The organism is Providencia sp. PROV073, assembly GCF_033688125.1.
Lineage (GTDB): Bacteria > Pseudomonadota > Gammaproteobacteria > Enterobacterales > Enterobacteriaceae > Providencia > Providencia hangzhouensis.
Genome location: NZ_CP096353.1, coordinates 3,352,996 through 3,368,648, shown reverse-complemented (window position 1 = coordinate 3,368,648; position 15,653 = coordinate 3,352,996). Strand labels below are relative to the sequence as shown.

The 15,653-nt window shown below is 40.7% G+C and carries 11 protein-coding genes; 1 reads left to right on the top strand and 10 read right to left on the bottom strand.

What is annotated here, in order from left to right; all coding sequences use genetic code 11:
* Window positions 1-82: 82 nt before the first annotated feature.
* Together M1F17_RS15340 and M1F17_RS15335 are read right to left on the bottom strand one after the other, a co-directional pair.
* Complete coding sequence (locus M1F17_RS15340) at window positions 83-2,728, bottom strand: bifunctional acetate--CoA ligase family protein/GNAT family N-acetyltransferase (protein WP_096864975.1); 2,646 nt, start codon at window positions 2,726-2,728, stop codon at window positions 83-85.
* Between the two features lie 228 nt (window positions 2,729-2,956).
* Window positions 2,957-3,658, bottom strand: coding sequence for a tRNA-uridine aminocarboxypropyltransferase (locus M1F17_RS15335; RefSeq protein ID WP_096864974.1), 702 nt, complete (start codon window positions 3,656-3,658; stop codon window positions 2,957-2,959).
* A gap of 171 nt (window positions 3,659-3,829) precedes the next feature.
* Between M1F17_RS15335 and M1F17_RS15330 the strand changes: the two genes are divergently transcribed.
* Window positions 3,830-4,924, top strand: a complete 1,095-nt coding sequence (locus M1F17_RS15330; protein ID WP_004257138.1) for a tRNA/rRNA methyltransferase — start codon at window positions 3,830-3,832, stop codon at window positions 4,922-4,924.
* Between the two features lie 106 nt (window positions 4,925-5,030).
* Here M1F17_RS15330 and emrB read toward each other — a convergent pair whose 3' ends face one another.
* The 8 genes from emrB to nrdF form a co-directional block, all read right to left on the bottom strand.
* Window positions 5,031-6,530: a multidrug efflux MFS transporter permease subunit EmrB gene (gene emrB, locus M1F17_RS15325; protein WP_413242990.1), complete on the bottom strand. Its 1,500-nt coding sequence runs from the start codon at window positions 6,528-6,530 to the stop codon at window positions 5,031-5,033.
* A 52-nt stretch (window positions 6,531-6,582) separates the two neighbouring features.
* Window positions 6,583-7,764 carry a multidrug efflux MFS transporter periplasmic adaptor subunit EmrA gene (gene emrA, locus M1F17_RS15320; RefSeq protein ID WP_180312096.1) on the bottom strand — a complete coding sequence of 394 codons (1,182 nt, stop codon included), beginning with the start codon at window positions 7,762-7,764 and terminating at the stop codon, window positions 6,583-6,585.
* Window positions 7,765-7,980: 216 nt separating this feature from the next.
* Window positions 7,981-8,496, bottom strand: a complete 516-nt coding sequence (mprA, locus tag M1F17_RS15315) for a transcriptional repressor MprA (RefSeq protein ID WP_004257124.1) — start codon at window positions 8,494-8,496, stop codon at window positions 7,981-7,983.
* Between the two features lie 661 nt (window positions 8,497-9,157).
* The gene (locus M1F17_RS15310; protein ID WP_318837052.1) at window positions 9,158-10,357 is read right to left on the bottom strand and encodes an MFS transporter; all 1,200 of its coding nucleotides are present in this window, start codon (window positions 10,355-10,357) and stop codon (window positions 9,158-9,160) included.
* Between the two features lie 131 nt (window positions 10,358-10,488).
* On the bottom strand, window positions 10,489-11,484 hold the full coding sequence (proX, locus tag M1F17_RS15305; RefSeq protein ID WP_004257119.1) for a glycine betaine/L-proline ABC transporter substrate-binding protein ProX: 996 nt from the start codon (window positions 11,482-11,484) through the stop codon (window positions 10,489-10,491).
* A 102-nt stretch (window positions 11,485-11,586) separates the two neighbouring features.
* A complete protein-coding gene (gene proW / locus M1F17_RS15300) occupies window positions 11,587-12,762 on the bottom strand; it encodes a glycine betaine/L-proline ABC transporter permease ProW (RefSeq protein ID WP_004257114.1) in 1,176 nt (391 codons plus the stop codon).
* Entirely contained in the window at window positions 12,755-13,954 is a 1,200-nt protein-coding gene (gene proV / locus M1F17_RS15295; RefSeq protein ID WP_004257111.1) for a glycine betaine/L-proline ABC transporter ATP-binding protein ProV, read from the bottom strand. Before proV ends, proW begins: the two co-directional genes overlap by 8 nt.
* A 727-nt stretch (window positions 13,955-14,681) precedes the next feature.
* Window positions 14,682-15,653: a class 1b ribonucleoside-diphosphate reductase subunit beta gene (gene nrdF, locus M1F17_RS15290; RefSeq protein WP_112307280.1), complete on the bottom strand. Its 972-nt coding sequence runs from the start codon at window positions 15,651-15,653 to the stop codon at window positions 14,682-14,684.

Sequence of the window (15,653 nt, the reverse complement as noted above, 5' to 3'; positions counted from 1 at the left end):
TAGCATATTTAGCTAAACCATTTAGTATAAATTGACGACTTGTTTAATTACTATACAAGTTAAGCCGTGTTCTTAGATATTTCTATAAGTGAAGTGTCAGATTAACGACTCCATCTTCAAATTGAACGTCAATCTCAAAACCAAGTTTTTTAGCTAGGCTTATCATATTGCGGTTTTCAGGCATAGTTATGGCTGTTAGCTTTTTAATGCCGTGGCTTCGCGTATAGTTAAGTAACTTTTGCATAAGTTGATAACCGAGCGTTTGCCCTTTCATATCAGAGCGAACCAGTACTGCAAATTCAGCCTCTTGGTTATCAGGATCAGCCATTGCTCGCGTGACGCCAATAATTTCAGGCGTAGTATTGGGGTTTTTTACCGCAACGAAAGCCATTTCACGGTCATAATCAATCTGTGTCATATTGGCAAGATCATCGTGGGTAAATTCGCTGATCTCGCTAAAGTAGCGATAATAAAGATCCTCTTTAGTCACTTGCTCTATAAAGGATTTTAGCAAAGGTTCATCTTCAGGGAGGATCGGTCGTAGTAAGCAGGTAAGATCTTCTTTTAAATGAATTGTTTCTTCTAGCTCACTAGGATAAGGGCGAATTGCCAGCCTTGATGTTGTCGCATCATCTGTTGGGCTTAATGCCATGGAGACATCAAGTAAAGTAAATTCATCCCCTGAGGCGAGCAATGGATGAATATCTAACCTTGTAATATTTGGGCAATCAATAATTAAATTTGAAACTCGTACTAATAAAGCAGATAACCCTATGATGTTTAATGGTTCTAAAGCACTTCGGGATTTTATTTTATAACCTTTAATAGCATTAATAACTAGGTAGCGAGCTAAAGCCATATTTAGCGGAGGAAGAGCTACAGCAGCTTGGCTCTCTTGTTGCCACTCAATACCACCTTCTCCTAACATGATAAGAGGGCCAAAGACAGGGTCTAGTTCAACAGCGATCCTGAGCTCTTGAGCACCTGCTCGATTAGCCATACTTTGTACTAGTAGCCCTTCAATTCGTGCATTAGGGAAATTTGTTGAAACACGTTCCATAATCGCTTTAGCTGCATCTTCTACCTCTTTAGCATTGCGTAAATAGAGCATGACCCCTTGTACTTCTGACTTGTGTACAATATCGGGAGAACGTAGTTTTAAAGCAACGGGGTAACCAATTTTCTCTGCGATTTCAATGGCTTCATTGCTCGAATGTGCAATCCAGGTGGGTAAGCTATTTAACCCGTAGGCTTTTAAAATTGGCTGAACTTCATGAGTATCCAAGTGTAGCTTATTATTTTCCAATGCTTGCTGAATATATTCATGAGCCTGTTGCGTATTAGCGGTGATACCTACTGGGAGGGCTGGCGTTTCTTTTAATTGTTTTTGGTTACGGCGATATTCCACCATATGCATATACGCCGTGATTGCCCCTTCTGGAGTGCGGTAGGTAGGGATCCCAGCTTCACTAAATAGGCGACGAGATTCTTGAGAGGAATATTCTCCACACCAGTTGGTTAAAATGGTTAGCCACTTTCCGCGTGGGTGTTGCTTAATAGTTTTAATAATTTTTTCTGCCATGGTTTTACTTTCAGTTATCGCACTGGGAGTGTGGATAAGTAACAAAGCGTCATGGTCATGGCTATCGAGCATTTTGTTCAGTACATTGATATAGCGCTCAACGGTGGAATCATCTCCTAAGTCAATCGGATTTTGTGTCGATAAATCAAGAGGTAATAGTGAACTTAATTCATTTTCTGTTTCAACACTTAACGTTGCAAGTTTACCATTACGTAAGAGAAGTTCGTCTAATGCCATCGCGGCTGGGGCAGAACCATTACTCATGATTGAAAGACGCTCACCGCGTAATGGAGTCATATAGCTTAATGTCTCAACCGCAGAAAACATTTCGTGAGTATCTTGCACGCGAAGAAGACCTGCACGCTGGATAGCAGCATCGTAAGCGGCATCTAGGCTAGGTTTATCGCCCAGTAGTTTTTGTGCTTTGCGGGTTCGACCACTTTTTATCACTAATATAGGTTTATTGCGTGAGGCACTGCGAGATGATGATAAGAAACGTCGTGCATCACTAATGCTCTCAAGGTACAACAAAATAGCGCTGGTTTTGCTGTCACGCGCTAAGTAATCGAGTAAATCGTCAATATCTATATCGATGCTATCACCAAGGGCAATAAAATAAGAAAAACCGATGTCTCGGTGCCTTGCCCAATCCAGAACGGTATTCGATACAGCAGCAGATTGAGAGATAAAAGCGAGTTTTCCTTTTAAGATTGGTATTGGAGAAAAACTTGCATTCAAACCTTGCCATGGGGCGAGAAAACCTAGGCTATTCGGGCCTAATAGGCGAATTTGATATTGCTGGGCGACTTTTTTTAATTCATTAAACTGAATGGAAGGGGATGATAAAATAATAACCACTTTACAGCCAGCTTCCCCTAATTGCTGTAAACAGGAGATATTACGTGAGTAATGGGTACAGATAACGGCAAGATCAGGTTTGAGCGGTAATTTATCTATAGAAGGATAAGCAAGTACGCCGAGGACAGAGTTTCGGTTTGGATTAACAGGTAAAATAGGACCTTTAAAACCGCTGGTAAGTAGGTTTTTCATCATCACCGAACCTGCACGGCTCGGGTTTTCAGATGCTCCCACGACAACGATAGACTTTGGCCGGAATAAAGATTCTAACTGACTGACTAAACCCATGGTTGATAACCCTTTGCTTTGCTGAACGAGATAAGCGTTCAATAGATAAAAAGTGGCTGAGTGATACTTATGAATACTATGCCTTATCTTTGAGATTGCGCTAGTTTATCTGGTGAGTTTAATTAATTTATACAAGCACGTTCACGTTTTATCAGCACGACGATCTAAAAGTTGTCATTTAATGGTACTGGGCTCGAAAAGAAAGAGAAAAACAGTACCAATAAATAGTTAGAGGTGGGATTCGGTAAGTAGCTTCTGTGCAATAGGGTGATGCGGTTTCCCTTCAAGGTATTTTTGACGGAAAAGATTGAAGTGGCTAAAGAGTTGTTGTGAAGCGTCTAAATCTCCCGCTAATTCTAAAACGGTAGCTGCAACTTCGGCGGTACAATGTTGTTCTTCCCTTGATGGCGTACGGAGTAAGTAGTCAGTTCTTGCTTTGGTATTAATTGAAAGCATTGGAATATCATTAAGATAAGGGCTTTTTCGAAACATTTTGCGTGCTTCAGGCCAAGTCCCATCGAGTAAAATAAATAAAGCGGGTTTATCCGACAAAGTCGGTTCATTGACCACGATGCGTTCATTTTGAGCGTAGCTTTCTGGAAAAATAAGGTAAGGCTGCCTTGTGGTGTCTTGCAGTGCCGCCAATAGCTGCGCATCAGGCTCTGTTCTTGACCATTGAAAGGCCAAAGTGTCGGGCAAAACATCCGCAATCAACTTTCCTGTATTACTTGGCTTAAATACCTCACCATCAAACATAATCAAGCAAAATTGGCTTTTTGCTTGTGATGATATGGTGTCTTGGCATAGGCATTGTGGGTTAGGTAACAAACAATATTGGCAACGTTTTACTCGGCAGCCTCGTGCCCTAAACGGTTTAGTCGATAATGCGAGGCGCTGTTGACGCAGGTGATAAACGGCATTCGAAGTCATGTTGAATTATATTTTTTAGGCCTAAAATTAAGGCGCATATTGTACGCAAAACGATTTCTATACGATAGAAGTATATTCAATAACTTTTAGATGAGATAATAGTGCGAATCGGTAGCGTAGCCATGCAACATCATGTAATCTTCGCGCCATAGCTTAGTGTAGGGGATAGTGATGAACGACTCGAATGATTTTAGTGGTAAAAACGGCAAAGTAAAAGTGATGTATGTCCGCAGTGAAGAGCAGGACAACAATAAAGGTAATGATAAACGCCGAGGCGGTGGCCGTGATGATAGGCGCGGTAATGACAAGCGTGGTGGTGATAGACGAGATGGTGCCCGTCAAGATCGTGGTGGTCGCTCAAGCCGCCCTGAAGGTGGGCGTGAAGGTCGCCGCTCTGATAACCGTAATGAAGCACCTCGCGAGCGTTCACCATGGCGCACTGTTTCTAAGCCAGATAGCGAAGAATTAACGAATGACCATGGCGGAATTGTTGGTAAGAGCCAAATTGACCCTGAACAATTGCGTAAGCAGCGCCAAGAAGAAACTCGTATCTATGGTGAGAATGCCTGCCAAGCCATGTTTAAAAACCGCCCTGATGCGATTGTTCGCGCATGGTTCTTGCAATCTGTCACACCGCGTTTTCGTGATGCGTTAAAATGGATGGCGGCAAATCGCAAAGCTTACCACGTTGTTGATGACGAAGAGTTATCGAAAGCATCGGGAACAGAACATCATGGTGGTGTCTGTTTTATCATTAAAAAACGCGGTGGAATGAGTGCTGATGCTTACTTGCAGCAAGCGGCAGGTAATGACTGCGTATTAGCACTGGAAGATGTGGGAAATCCACATAATCTGGGCGGAATTATGCGTAGCTGTGCGCATTTCGGTATCAAAGGTGTGATTTTGCAGGATGCGGGCATGCTGGAGTCTGGGGCGGCAATTCGTACTGCAGAAGGTGGTGCTGAACACATTAAAGCGATTGATGCAGATGGATTAACAGATACTTTGGATAAATTCCGCAAAGCGGGTTATACCATTGTGACGACTTCTAGCCATAAAGGTAGTCAAGATCTCGCAAAAGCGAAGTTACCGGCCAAAATGGTCTTAGTTTTAGGCCAAGAGAGTGATGGTTTAAGTGATAGTACGTGGGATCAAGGCGATATGAGTCTCTATATCGGTGGAACAGGTAAAGTGGAAAGCTTGAATGTCTCTGTTGCAACAGGAATTATGTTAGCCCAGTGGTGGCAACAAAACCAAGTTAAATAACCACCTACGTTTTATCAGAAAAATAAGACCATACATAAAAGGATGTATTCCCGCTATGTATGGCTTTTTTATATCTATCATCAAGTTATTCACTGGGTTGGGCTAATTAATGAGCACCACCACCGTCTTTTGAACCTGCCCCAAATGGTGGCTTAGCGAACCAGACAATGACCATCAGTAGGATAAAAATCCCAGCTGAGAGCCAGAATATCTCATTTGCTGACATAATCAGTCCTTGGTCAGTAATCGTTTTAGCAAGATAGGCCGTACTTTGCTGCTCATTCATGCCTATTTTCGCCAGTTCACTGTACATCTGTTGGGCATTTGGGTTATATGGGTTAACAAATTCAGCGAGGTTTTCATGATGCATTGACTCTCTTTGGGTCCACATTGTTGTGGTGATTGATGTCCCAATGGCTCCAGCTAGGGTACGAGTAAAGTTAGATAAACTCGATGCAGAGGCCATTTTTTCTGGCGGCAGGCCAGATAATGTAATGGTTGTCAAAGGCATAAAGAAACAAGCGATGGCTAAACCTTGCACAAATTGCGGCCAAGCAGCTTCGGCAAAACTCATCCCAGGTTCGAAAGTATAAGCACGCCAATAGTAGCAAACAGCATAGATAATAAAGCTGAATGTAACTAAATAACGCATATCAATTCGGTTACCAAAACGCCCTATAATTGGCGTAATCAATAGCGGTAATAATCCTACAGGTGCAGAGGCTAACCCAGCCCATGTTGCGGTATAGCCATAAACTTCTTGTAGCAATTGCGGCAGTAGTACAATCGTTCCAAAATAGAGCATGTAAGCAAGGCTTAAGGACAAACAGCCAATCGTAAAATTGCGTTCTTTAAATAGGGATAAGTCGATGACGGGATGGTCATCGGTGAGTTCCCATACAATTAAAAAGGCAATAGCGACAACAGCAATAACGGTCAGGACGATAATTTCAGTCGAGTTAAACCAATCCAGCTCTTTGCCTTGGTCAAGCATAATCTGTAAAGCACCAATACCAACAACCAATAGCACTAAACCAATAGTATCAATGCGCTGAATAGATATTTTAGTTTCACGGCCTTTTAAGGTGCGCATGATGGCAAAAATGATCGCAATACTAAATGGTACATTGATAAAAAATATCCAGCCCCAATGGTAGTTATCACTAATATAACCACCAAGAATCGGTCCGCAAATCGGAGCAATAACGATAGTCATTGACCAAAGGGCGAGGGCCATATTGCGTTTGGCTGGAGGATAATTGTTAAGCAGTAGGCTTTGAGATAAAGGAATGAGTGGTCCTGCGACTAAACCTTGTAAAACTCGGAATAAGATCAGCATCTCTAAGCTGCCAGAAATACCGCATAGCCATGAAGTTAAAGCGAATAAGCCTGTAGACCATAAAAATAGCCTGACTTCACCTATCCTACGGGCTAGCCAACCAGTGATGGGGATGGAGATGGCATTGGCAACGCCGAAAGAGGTTATTACCCATGTTCCTTGCGAGTTGGATGCCCCCAAGTTTCCTGCAATGGTTGGAATAGCTACGTTAGCAATGGTGGAATCAAGAACTTGCATAAATGTTGCCAATGAAAGAGCAATTGTCATCCATGCGAGTTTTGATCCCGTTAAAGGTGCTGTCGTCACGATTGCACCCCCACTATTTATTTCCTAGGTTATTATTAATTATCTCAGTAACTATTTTGTCCGCAGGAGACATATCTACAGCTAATGCAGCAGTATGGTAAGCAGGGGTATCACGCATCCCTTTAGAAAGCACTTTGCCATTTTTATCTAATGTATCAACCGTAACTTCGGTGGATAAACCGATACGTAATGGGTGTTCTTCAAGTTGGTTTTCATTTAAGGCAATACGTACGGGTAGGCGTTGGACCACTTTGATCCAGTTACCACTGGCATTTTGTGCGGGTAATAAAGAGAACGCGCTACCTGTTCCCATATCAAGTCCCACAACAGTACCGTTAAATACGATATCTTTACCGTAAAAATCAGTAATGACTTTCGCAGGTTGGCCGATACGCATATCCGCAAGTTGTGTTTCTTTAAAGTTCGCATCAATCCACATACCATTGGAAGGAACGATGGCCATTAATGGGGTTGAAGGGGTGATTTGTGAACCCACTTGTACACTGCGGCGTGAAACATAGCCATCAACAGGGCTGACGATTTTCGTCCGTTGCAAGGTGAGCCAAGCGTTTCGAACTTGTGTTGCTGCTTGCTCTACTGCGGGTTGTTTTTCAATTGAGCTATTTAACACTATGGCTTGATTAGCATTATATTGTTCTATTGCCATGTCTAATGCCGCTTTAGCACTCACGACAGCTTCTCTTGCGTGTTGTAGTTCTTCTTTACCAATGACATGGCTACTACCTAAAACTTCTCGACGTTTTAAATCATTTTGCAACCGGTTTAATTCAGAACGTTTGACCTCAATATTGGCTTGTAGCTGGCGGCTGTTGACCATGTGCTGGCGGGTTTGACGCACACTGTTGGCTAATTCTGTTTTTGCTTTATCGAGAGCTAATTCAGCATCACGTGGGTCCAGTTCAACCAAAACAGTTCCACTTGTCACGAAATCTGTGTTGTCCACATTGACAGTCATCACGCTGCCGGAAACTTGGGATTGTATTTGTACTTGGTTTCCCGCGACATAAGCATTATCCGTTGATTCATAGTGACGAAGAACGAGATACCAGTAGGCCCCCCAGCCAACGCCTATAATAATAAATAATAGAGTCAACAAGATAAGCGCACTTTTACGTTGCCTTTTTTTATTTCGTTGGGGAGTTTGCGTTTGTTGCATTTCCTCAGGGGAACTCATACTCGTATTTCTCCACTTCTCTGGATAAGGATCACGGTTGTTTCCAGTAGTTAGGTAATAACCACTGGAAACTGAGACTACAAATGATTTTGCTGTTTGATGGGATATCGTAAAGCATAAGGGTGAAAGGATAATGAAATATTATGGGCTGAAAAGTTTTTTTTCACCTTTGAGCTTAAGAATGGCTCAAATACATTAACCTTACAAATTTTATGGTCAATCTTTTATAGTATCCAGTTTTGTCAGTAATTTACGCATCAGCGTGTTAAGCTGTTGTTTCTCATCAGCATCTAAAACAGACCAAATATCAATTAATGCGCTGTGTTGAGGTGGTAATAGGCCATTTAAAAATTCCGTCCCTTTTTCTGTGAGGTGTAGATGAAGGCAACGTCTATCGTTGTGACTTTCTTTGCGCTCAATCCAACCATTTTTTTCCAGTTCATCTGCAATTCGTGTTGCATTGGTTCGTGAGGAACCAAGAGCCGCACTGAGTTCAGATGGCTGAATACTGCGGGAGTCTTTTGTATCAAGGATCATAAGTGCCATAAACAGGGTTTCATTAATACCTTGAGACCTTAACATATTATTTCGTGTTTCAAGTAACTTCCCATGAACATGCATGCATAGGCGTGTCAGTAGGATTTCTTGATACGGAATAGGACTTTCATGTGAATCTTGTTGTTCTACACGAGCATTGAGTAGCTCTTCAGTTGGTGTAAATGAACTTTCCATTATTGGGATACCTTATTAGTTTCAGTTGGTAAGATTACAACTGTCATCAACCATCTAAATGGTATATTAAAAGATAGAATTAGCAATTATACTTAATTAATATCGCCGATTTTATTTTGATAATGATACATGATTCATAAATTTTATGAATGTAATTTACCTATTTTTGTATAGCAGACTGACCTTTTTACACTGATAGTGTCATTTTTGGTTATAAAGCAACCAAGTCAATGCTTAATTAAAGGTTAATTTCAATCATACAAAACAATATATAATCACACGACATTAACTCAATACCATTTTTTTTGTTACCCAATAATTACAACTTAGATAGATATTTTTAATGGATAGGTGTAATTACTTATTTTTGTATAATTTAAACATTATCTGATATAGCAATAATTTGATTTATTAACAGTTATACTACCTTTTCATAGAGTCATTGTATTTGTTTAACTGTGTCATTCCCTAATATTTACTTTGTTTACTATTACGGTTGATAATTATTGGCCTTATGATGAACTGTTTATTTATTCAATATTCAACAGATTTGATGGGTAAAATTGAGTCACATAAGTTTAATGTATTATGAGATTTTATATGTTTATGTGATCTCGAAAATTTTCATCATAAAATGTATTGATACAGATATCAGTTATGTTTAGTCATCAGTTGTGGTGATGATGGGATCATAGCGAATACCGATAGCCCAAATAATTAAACTTAGAGTGGTTAAGATTGCACCTGCAATCGCAACTCCCTCCCAACCCGCGTGTTCATAGGCATAGCCTGAAAGTAGAGAACCTAGTGCGCCCCCAATGAAATAGCTGGTCATATAGCCTGCCGTTAGGCGGTTACGAGCTTCAGGTAATATTCGATATAACGTACTCTGACTGGTGACATGGACGGCTTGTACTGCAAGGTCTAGCACCAAAATACCAATGATAAATGCGACCAGGGAATATTTCGCTAAACCGATGGGTATCCAGGATAATAGTAATAACACCAACCCAATAGTTGTAATGAGCTTTCCTTTGCCTTTATCGACAAGATGCCCTGCTTGGGAGGCCATAATGGCACCTGCGGCACCGACTAAGCCAAATAAACCTATAGTCCCTTCGGAATAATTGAATGGCGGACTGGCTAATAAGAAAGCCATTGCGGTCCACAGTAAACCAAAATTGGCAAATGATAATGCACCGAGAGAAGCGCGTACCGCAAGCACTGGAGTGCCGAAAAATAACCGGCCAATAGAACCAATGAGCTGGAAGTAGTTTAAGTTAGCTTTTTGATGGTAACGGGGGAGTTTAATGGCTAGAACAATCATTAACAGCATCAATAATGCAAAGGCCACCCAATAGATCGCTCTCCAGCCACCGACCATAGCAACAGCACCTGAAACCGTTCTTGCAAGTAAAATGCCCAGCAATAACCCACTCATAATCATTCCTACCGCTTTACCACGTTTATGAGGCTTAGCAATAGATGCTGCTAGTGGGATCAGGACTTGTGCAACAACTGAAAATAGTCCAGTAAGGGCGGTACCTAAAAGGATTTGCCAAATATTATTTGAAAGCGCTGTAATTAATAGCCCTAATGCCGAAAGAGAGGTCATCGTTAAAATTAAACGCTTGCGTTCAAACAAATCTCCCAACGGGACTAAAAAAAGTAAACCTGCCGCATAACCCAGTTGGGCCGCGGTGACAATAAACCCAGCCATATTAGTGGTTAAATTAAACTGCCCCGCAATGGTGTCTAAAAGCGGTTGAGCATAGTAATTACTGGCAACGACAAGACCTGTGGCAATGGCCATTAAAATAGTGAGGCCCGTTGTTAGCTCTGCAGTTTGGGTCTGTTTCATGAGGATTACCTATTATTAGCTAGGCGTCTACTATAAACAAAATTTATTACCTTGGTTTATTTCTTTTTGTCATTGATGTAAAAAAGCCACCGGCTAGGGTGGCTAAGGTGACTTAATCGAGCTGTTTATACTTACTTAGCGGCTTCTTGTGCTTCTTTTACCCAGCCATCAAAAGTGGATTGATGGGCTTTGATCCAAGCATTTGTGTGGCGCTGAATATCCGATTGAGATGCTTCACCATTATGCATTCTTAAGTTTTGCGCGTTAATATCGGCAATAGGTAGTTTCATTACTTCAAATAATTTTGCTGCAGCAGGGTTATCTGCAGCCCATTTTTTATTGGCGACGATATGCATGGTATTTGGTGGGAAACCATAGTTTTTTCCGTTAGGTAATGTGGTGTCTGTTTTTTCACCGTTTGGCATTGATGAGAATGGCACTTCTAACCAAACTACATCACGGCCCGGCTTGAGGACATCACTTATCCAATAAGGCGTCCACGTATAATATAAAATAGGCTTACCTTCTTTATATCGGGTAATGGTATCTGCCATCATTGCCGCGTAGTTCCCTTGGTTATGGTCAACCGTTTTTTCTAAGTCATAGGCTTTTAAATGGTTATTGATGGCTGCTTCACAGCCCCAACCGGGGTTACATCCCGTTAAATCAGCTTTACCATTACCATTTGAATCAAAGAGTTTGGCAATTTTAGGGTCTTTGAGTTGTTCAACATTGGTAATCTTGTATTTTTCAGCGGTTTTTTTGTCGATGAGGTAGCCTTGAGCCGCATTGACAACATAATTACCTTGACGATAGAACACATTATCACCACCAGCGGCGTCATATTGCGCATTATGTAAAGGAACCCAGCTGGTGGCTAAGTAAGTCGCATCACCGTTCGCAATTGATGCGTAAGCGACATTATAGTCGACTTCTTTGATCGGTTGGACATCATAGCCGAGCTCTTCAAGGGCTTTCGCAACAATCAGTGTTTGGAATGTCTCCTCACTGATCGTACTTTGCACAGGGTTAATTTTTACCCCTTTACCTGGCAGGTCGTTAGCACCTGCAAATGGGACGGTAAACATGGCTGTTAGTGCAGATGCAAGAATGATTTTATGTTTCATTATATTGTTCCCTCTGTTTTTTCGCAGCGAGCTTGGCTTTAAAGTTAAGAGCCAAGTTAGGTGCCACGTGAGTGGCACTTAGGTGAATGGAGGATGTTCTGATTAATGGTTTTTTTTACAAAATGGGCGCATGACTAGCCCAATAGGGCCTTTTTGATACCAACGACATGATGTTTTGCCGCGAGTATCTTGCCCTAAAGATTGGGTAAAACGGTCTAAGATGATAGCCAGAATAACAATACCGACCCCTCCGACAGACGCGAGACCCATATCAAGGCGGCCAATACCCCGTAAGACCATCTGGCCTAAGCCTCCGACTGCAATCATTGAGGCGATAACGACCATCGACAGTGCTAACATCAAGGTTTGGTTCACCCCGGCCATAATGGTTGGCATTGCCAATGGCAATTGCACTTTAAACAGCATTTGGCGAGGGCTTGCACCGAATGATTCAGCGGCTTCAATTAAGTCAGCTGGGACTTGTTTGATCCCTAAAATGGTCAAACGAATGATTGGCGGTAAAGCAAATATAATGGTGACGACGACACCAGGCACATTACCGATACCAAATAACATAACAATCGGGACTAAATAGACGAATGCAGGTGTGGTTTGCATCGCATCAAGTAATGGGCGAATAATCTTAGCGGCTCTATCACTACGTGCCAACCAAATACCCAGTGGTAGTCCTATCACAATACAAAACAGTAAAGATGTGAGCACTAGAGATAGTGTCACCATCGCTTCTGACCAAGCACCAATCGCCCCGATGGCTATCATCGAAATAAATGTGGCCACACCCATTGCGCGTCCGGCTAATTGCCAAGTGAGTAATGCGAAAATAATAATGGCAACAGGAGCTGGTAGTGATGTAAGAAATTGTTCAAACCCGCTCAGAATGAAATCAATGGGGGCGCGTATTCCTTGGAATACAGGACGAAAGTTGAGAACAACCCAATCGATAGCATGCGTAACCCATGAATCAAGGGGGATCAGTGTGTGTTGGAAGGGGTCCATAATATTAAACTGATCGGGCACGATGCTATCAGTCGGTGCGGCATCAAGCCAATCACTCGAACTGGTATCAGCAGGTGTTGTTGTGTCTGATGCATTGCCCCAAGGATCATCCGCAGAGGTATTTGTCTCGCTAGAGCTTGTCGCTGCCCATGGGTCATCAGCTGGTGTATTTTCAGTACCTTGTGTTGGTGTCTCAGTGACTTCAGTATCAGCCCATGGATCTTGCTGGTTCGTCGTTGTTTCTTGATTTTGCTTACTCATTTGGTGTCTCCTTATCCAGCGCTTGTAACAGCATTCCTTTTGAAATCACGCCTAAATACCGGTTTTTTTCGTTAATAACCGGAACGGCGCAAGGGGCTTGTGCTACTGTAGAAATAACTTCATTTAAGGATGTATCACCTTGAATTGGTTCGATATCAGTTAAAATTGCGGCTTCTATACCTGCTTTTTCGTGAAGCGCTTTTTCTAAGGATTCAACAGAAACTACTCCGGCAAAGGTATGTCCTCGGGAAATTAAATAACCGTGATAGCGATCTTCATCATTAAGGACTTTTAGCGCGGAACGGGGACCAAAACCCGGTGCGATGTGTAATAGGGCATTTGGCCGCCTACGCGCGATGTCCTTAGCGCTGAATACTTGGCTGATATCCACACCGCGGAAAAAGGTCTTAACATAATCATTCGCTGGATTATTGAGAATTTCATCAGGCGTACCAACTTGAACGACAACGCCTCCTTGCATAATGGCAATGCGGTCACCAATTCTCATGGCTTCATCAAGATCATGAGAAATAAAGACAATAGTGCGTTGTTTATCTCCTTGTAAGGAGAGCAGTTCATCTTGCATTTCAGTACGAATTAATGGGTCAAGGGCTGAGAACGCTTCGTCCATTAATAAAATATCAGGGTCATTGGCTAGCGCTCTGGCTAACCCGATACGCTGACGCATCCCACCCGAGAGCTCATCTGGGTATGAATTCGCCCATTTTTCAAGATTAACTTGCTCAAGTGCATTCATGGCTTTCTTATGGCGCTCTTCTTTTGGAATACCAGAAAGTTCCATACCAAAAGCGGTGTTATCAATGACGTTCATATGTGGCATCAATGCAAAGGATTGAAACACCATACTAATTTTTGTTCGCCTAACTTCGCGCAATGCTTTGTCAGAGATATTGGAAATATCCTCTCCATCTATCATGACTTGCCCGCTAGTAGGTTCTATCAGGCGATTGAGGAGGCGCACCAAGGTAGATTTTCCTGAGCCAGAAAGTCCCATGACAACAAAGATTTCGCCTTCTTCAATCGTCAGATTAACATCTTGAACACCTACGGTTAGGCCTGTTTTTTCAAAGATATCATCTTTATTCATACCTGATTCTAATAGCTTAAATGCTTGATCAGGATTGTCCCCAAATATTTTATATAAGTTTTTAACTTGTAATTTTATTGCCATATATTATTTACCCAATTTTCAATCAATAAGGAAAATGAATTACCTGTATTGAGAGTGATGAATTCTATAGTGATAGTTAACACTATGTTTCCTAACTATGATTATCCTTTGAAAATTATTAGGGCATAGATTCCTGTATTTAGTTTAATTGATTAGCTAATTATGGATTAAATTCAAATTCCTCCGTTTGAGTTATTAGTAAAATTTGCAAGCAATAAACCCTAGCATAATAAAATCAGCTGGCAACCCTAGGTTAAGTATAATTAATCAAAAAAGTTAGAGGTGAAAAATGATTTTATTAATATAAATAAAAGTGTCATTGAGCTATAGGATGATAATTTTTATGATTTCCATATCAAAGTTAACTTACTGGTGAGGTTGAATTTATTCAAAAATAATACACTTTGCTTTTATTAATATGGGGACTACTGATTTTATTTAATTTTTAGGTGGATAGATGTTGAACTGATGGATGAAAAAATTGAATTTAATAGCCTATTAATTAATAAAATTAATGAAAAATGAAGTGAAACTTGATTGAATTGAAATTAATGGCCAGATTAACTCATTAAAAATGAGTAATTAAACAGATATACATATAAAAAACGAATAAATCAGTCTATTTTTTGAACCAAAAAATACCATGATGAATAAAATCATTATAATTCATCATGGTATGGTTTTTGTTGTGAATGATGTTTATCAATAAGCTAAATTAAAGCTTTGGTTAAAAGTCCCAGTCATCATCTTCGGTACTGACTGCTTTACCAATAATATAAGATGAACCAGAGCCCGAAAAGAAATCATGATTTTCATTTGCATCAGGAGATAAAGCAGATAATATCGCAGCACTGACATCGGTGACCGTATCAGGAAATAAGGCTTCATAACCTAAATTCATTAATGCTTTATTCGCATTATAATGAAGGAATTTTTTGACATCTTCTGACCAACCAACTGTGTCATAAAGCTCTTGTGTATATTTTACTTCATTTTCATATAAATCGAATAATAATGAAAAAGAAAAATCCTTAATTTCTTTCTGAGTATTCTCATCATATTGTGCTAATGATTTTTGAAATTTATAGCCAATATAATAGCCATGTATGGCTTCATCACGAATAATTAAGCGTATAAGATCTGCGGTATTGGTTAATTTGCCTCTACTTGACCAATACATTGGTAAATAAAAACCTGAATAAAATAGAAATGATTCTAAAAAGACACTTGCTATTTTTTTCTTTAAAGGATGTGAATCACAATAATAAGATAGGATGATCTTAGCTTTATTTTGTAATGCATTGTTTTCTTCACTCCAGCGGTATGCATCATCGACATCAACCGTTGAGCAGAGTGTTGAAAATATTGAACTATAAGAGCGGGCATGTACTGCTTCCATAAAGCTAATATTCGACAAAACCGCTTCTTCATGGGGGGTTTGAGCATCTGGCATTAAGCAAGGTGCACCGACCGTATTTTGAATCGTATCTAGCAGGGTAAGACCAGTAAATACACGTATCGTCAACTGTTTTTCTGCAGCAGTTAGGGTATTCCAAGACGGAATATCATTAGATAATGGCACTTTTTCTGGAAGCCAAAAATTGCTTGTTAATCGGTTCCATACTTCTAAGTCTTTATCATCCTGAATACGGTTCCAGTTAATGGCTTTTACTGGTGTGTTAGATGCGCTGGTGGTCAT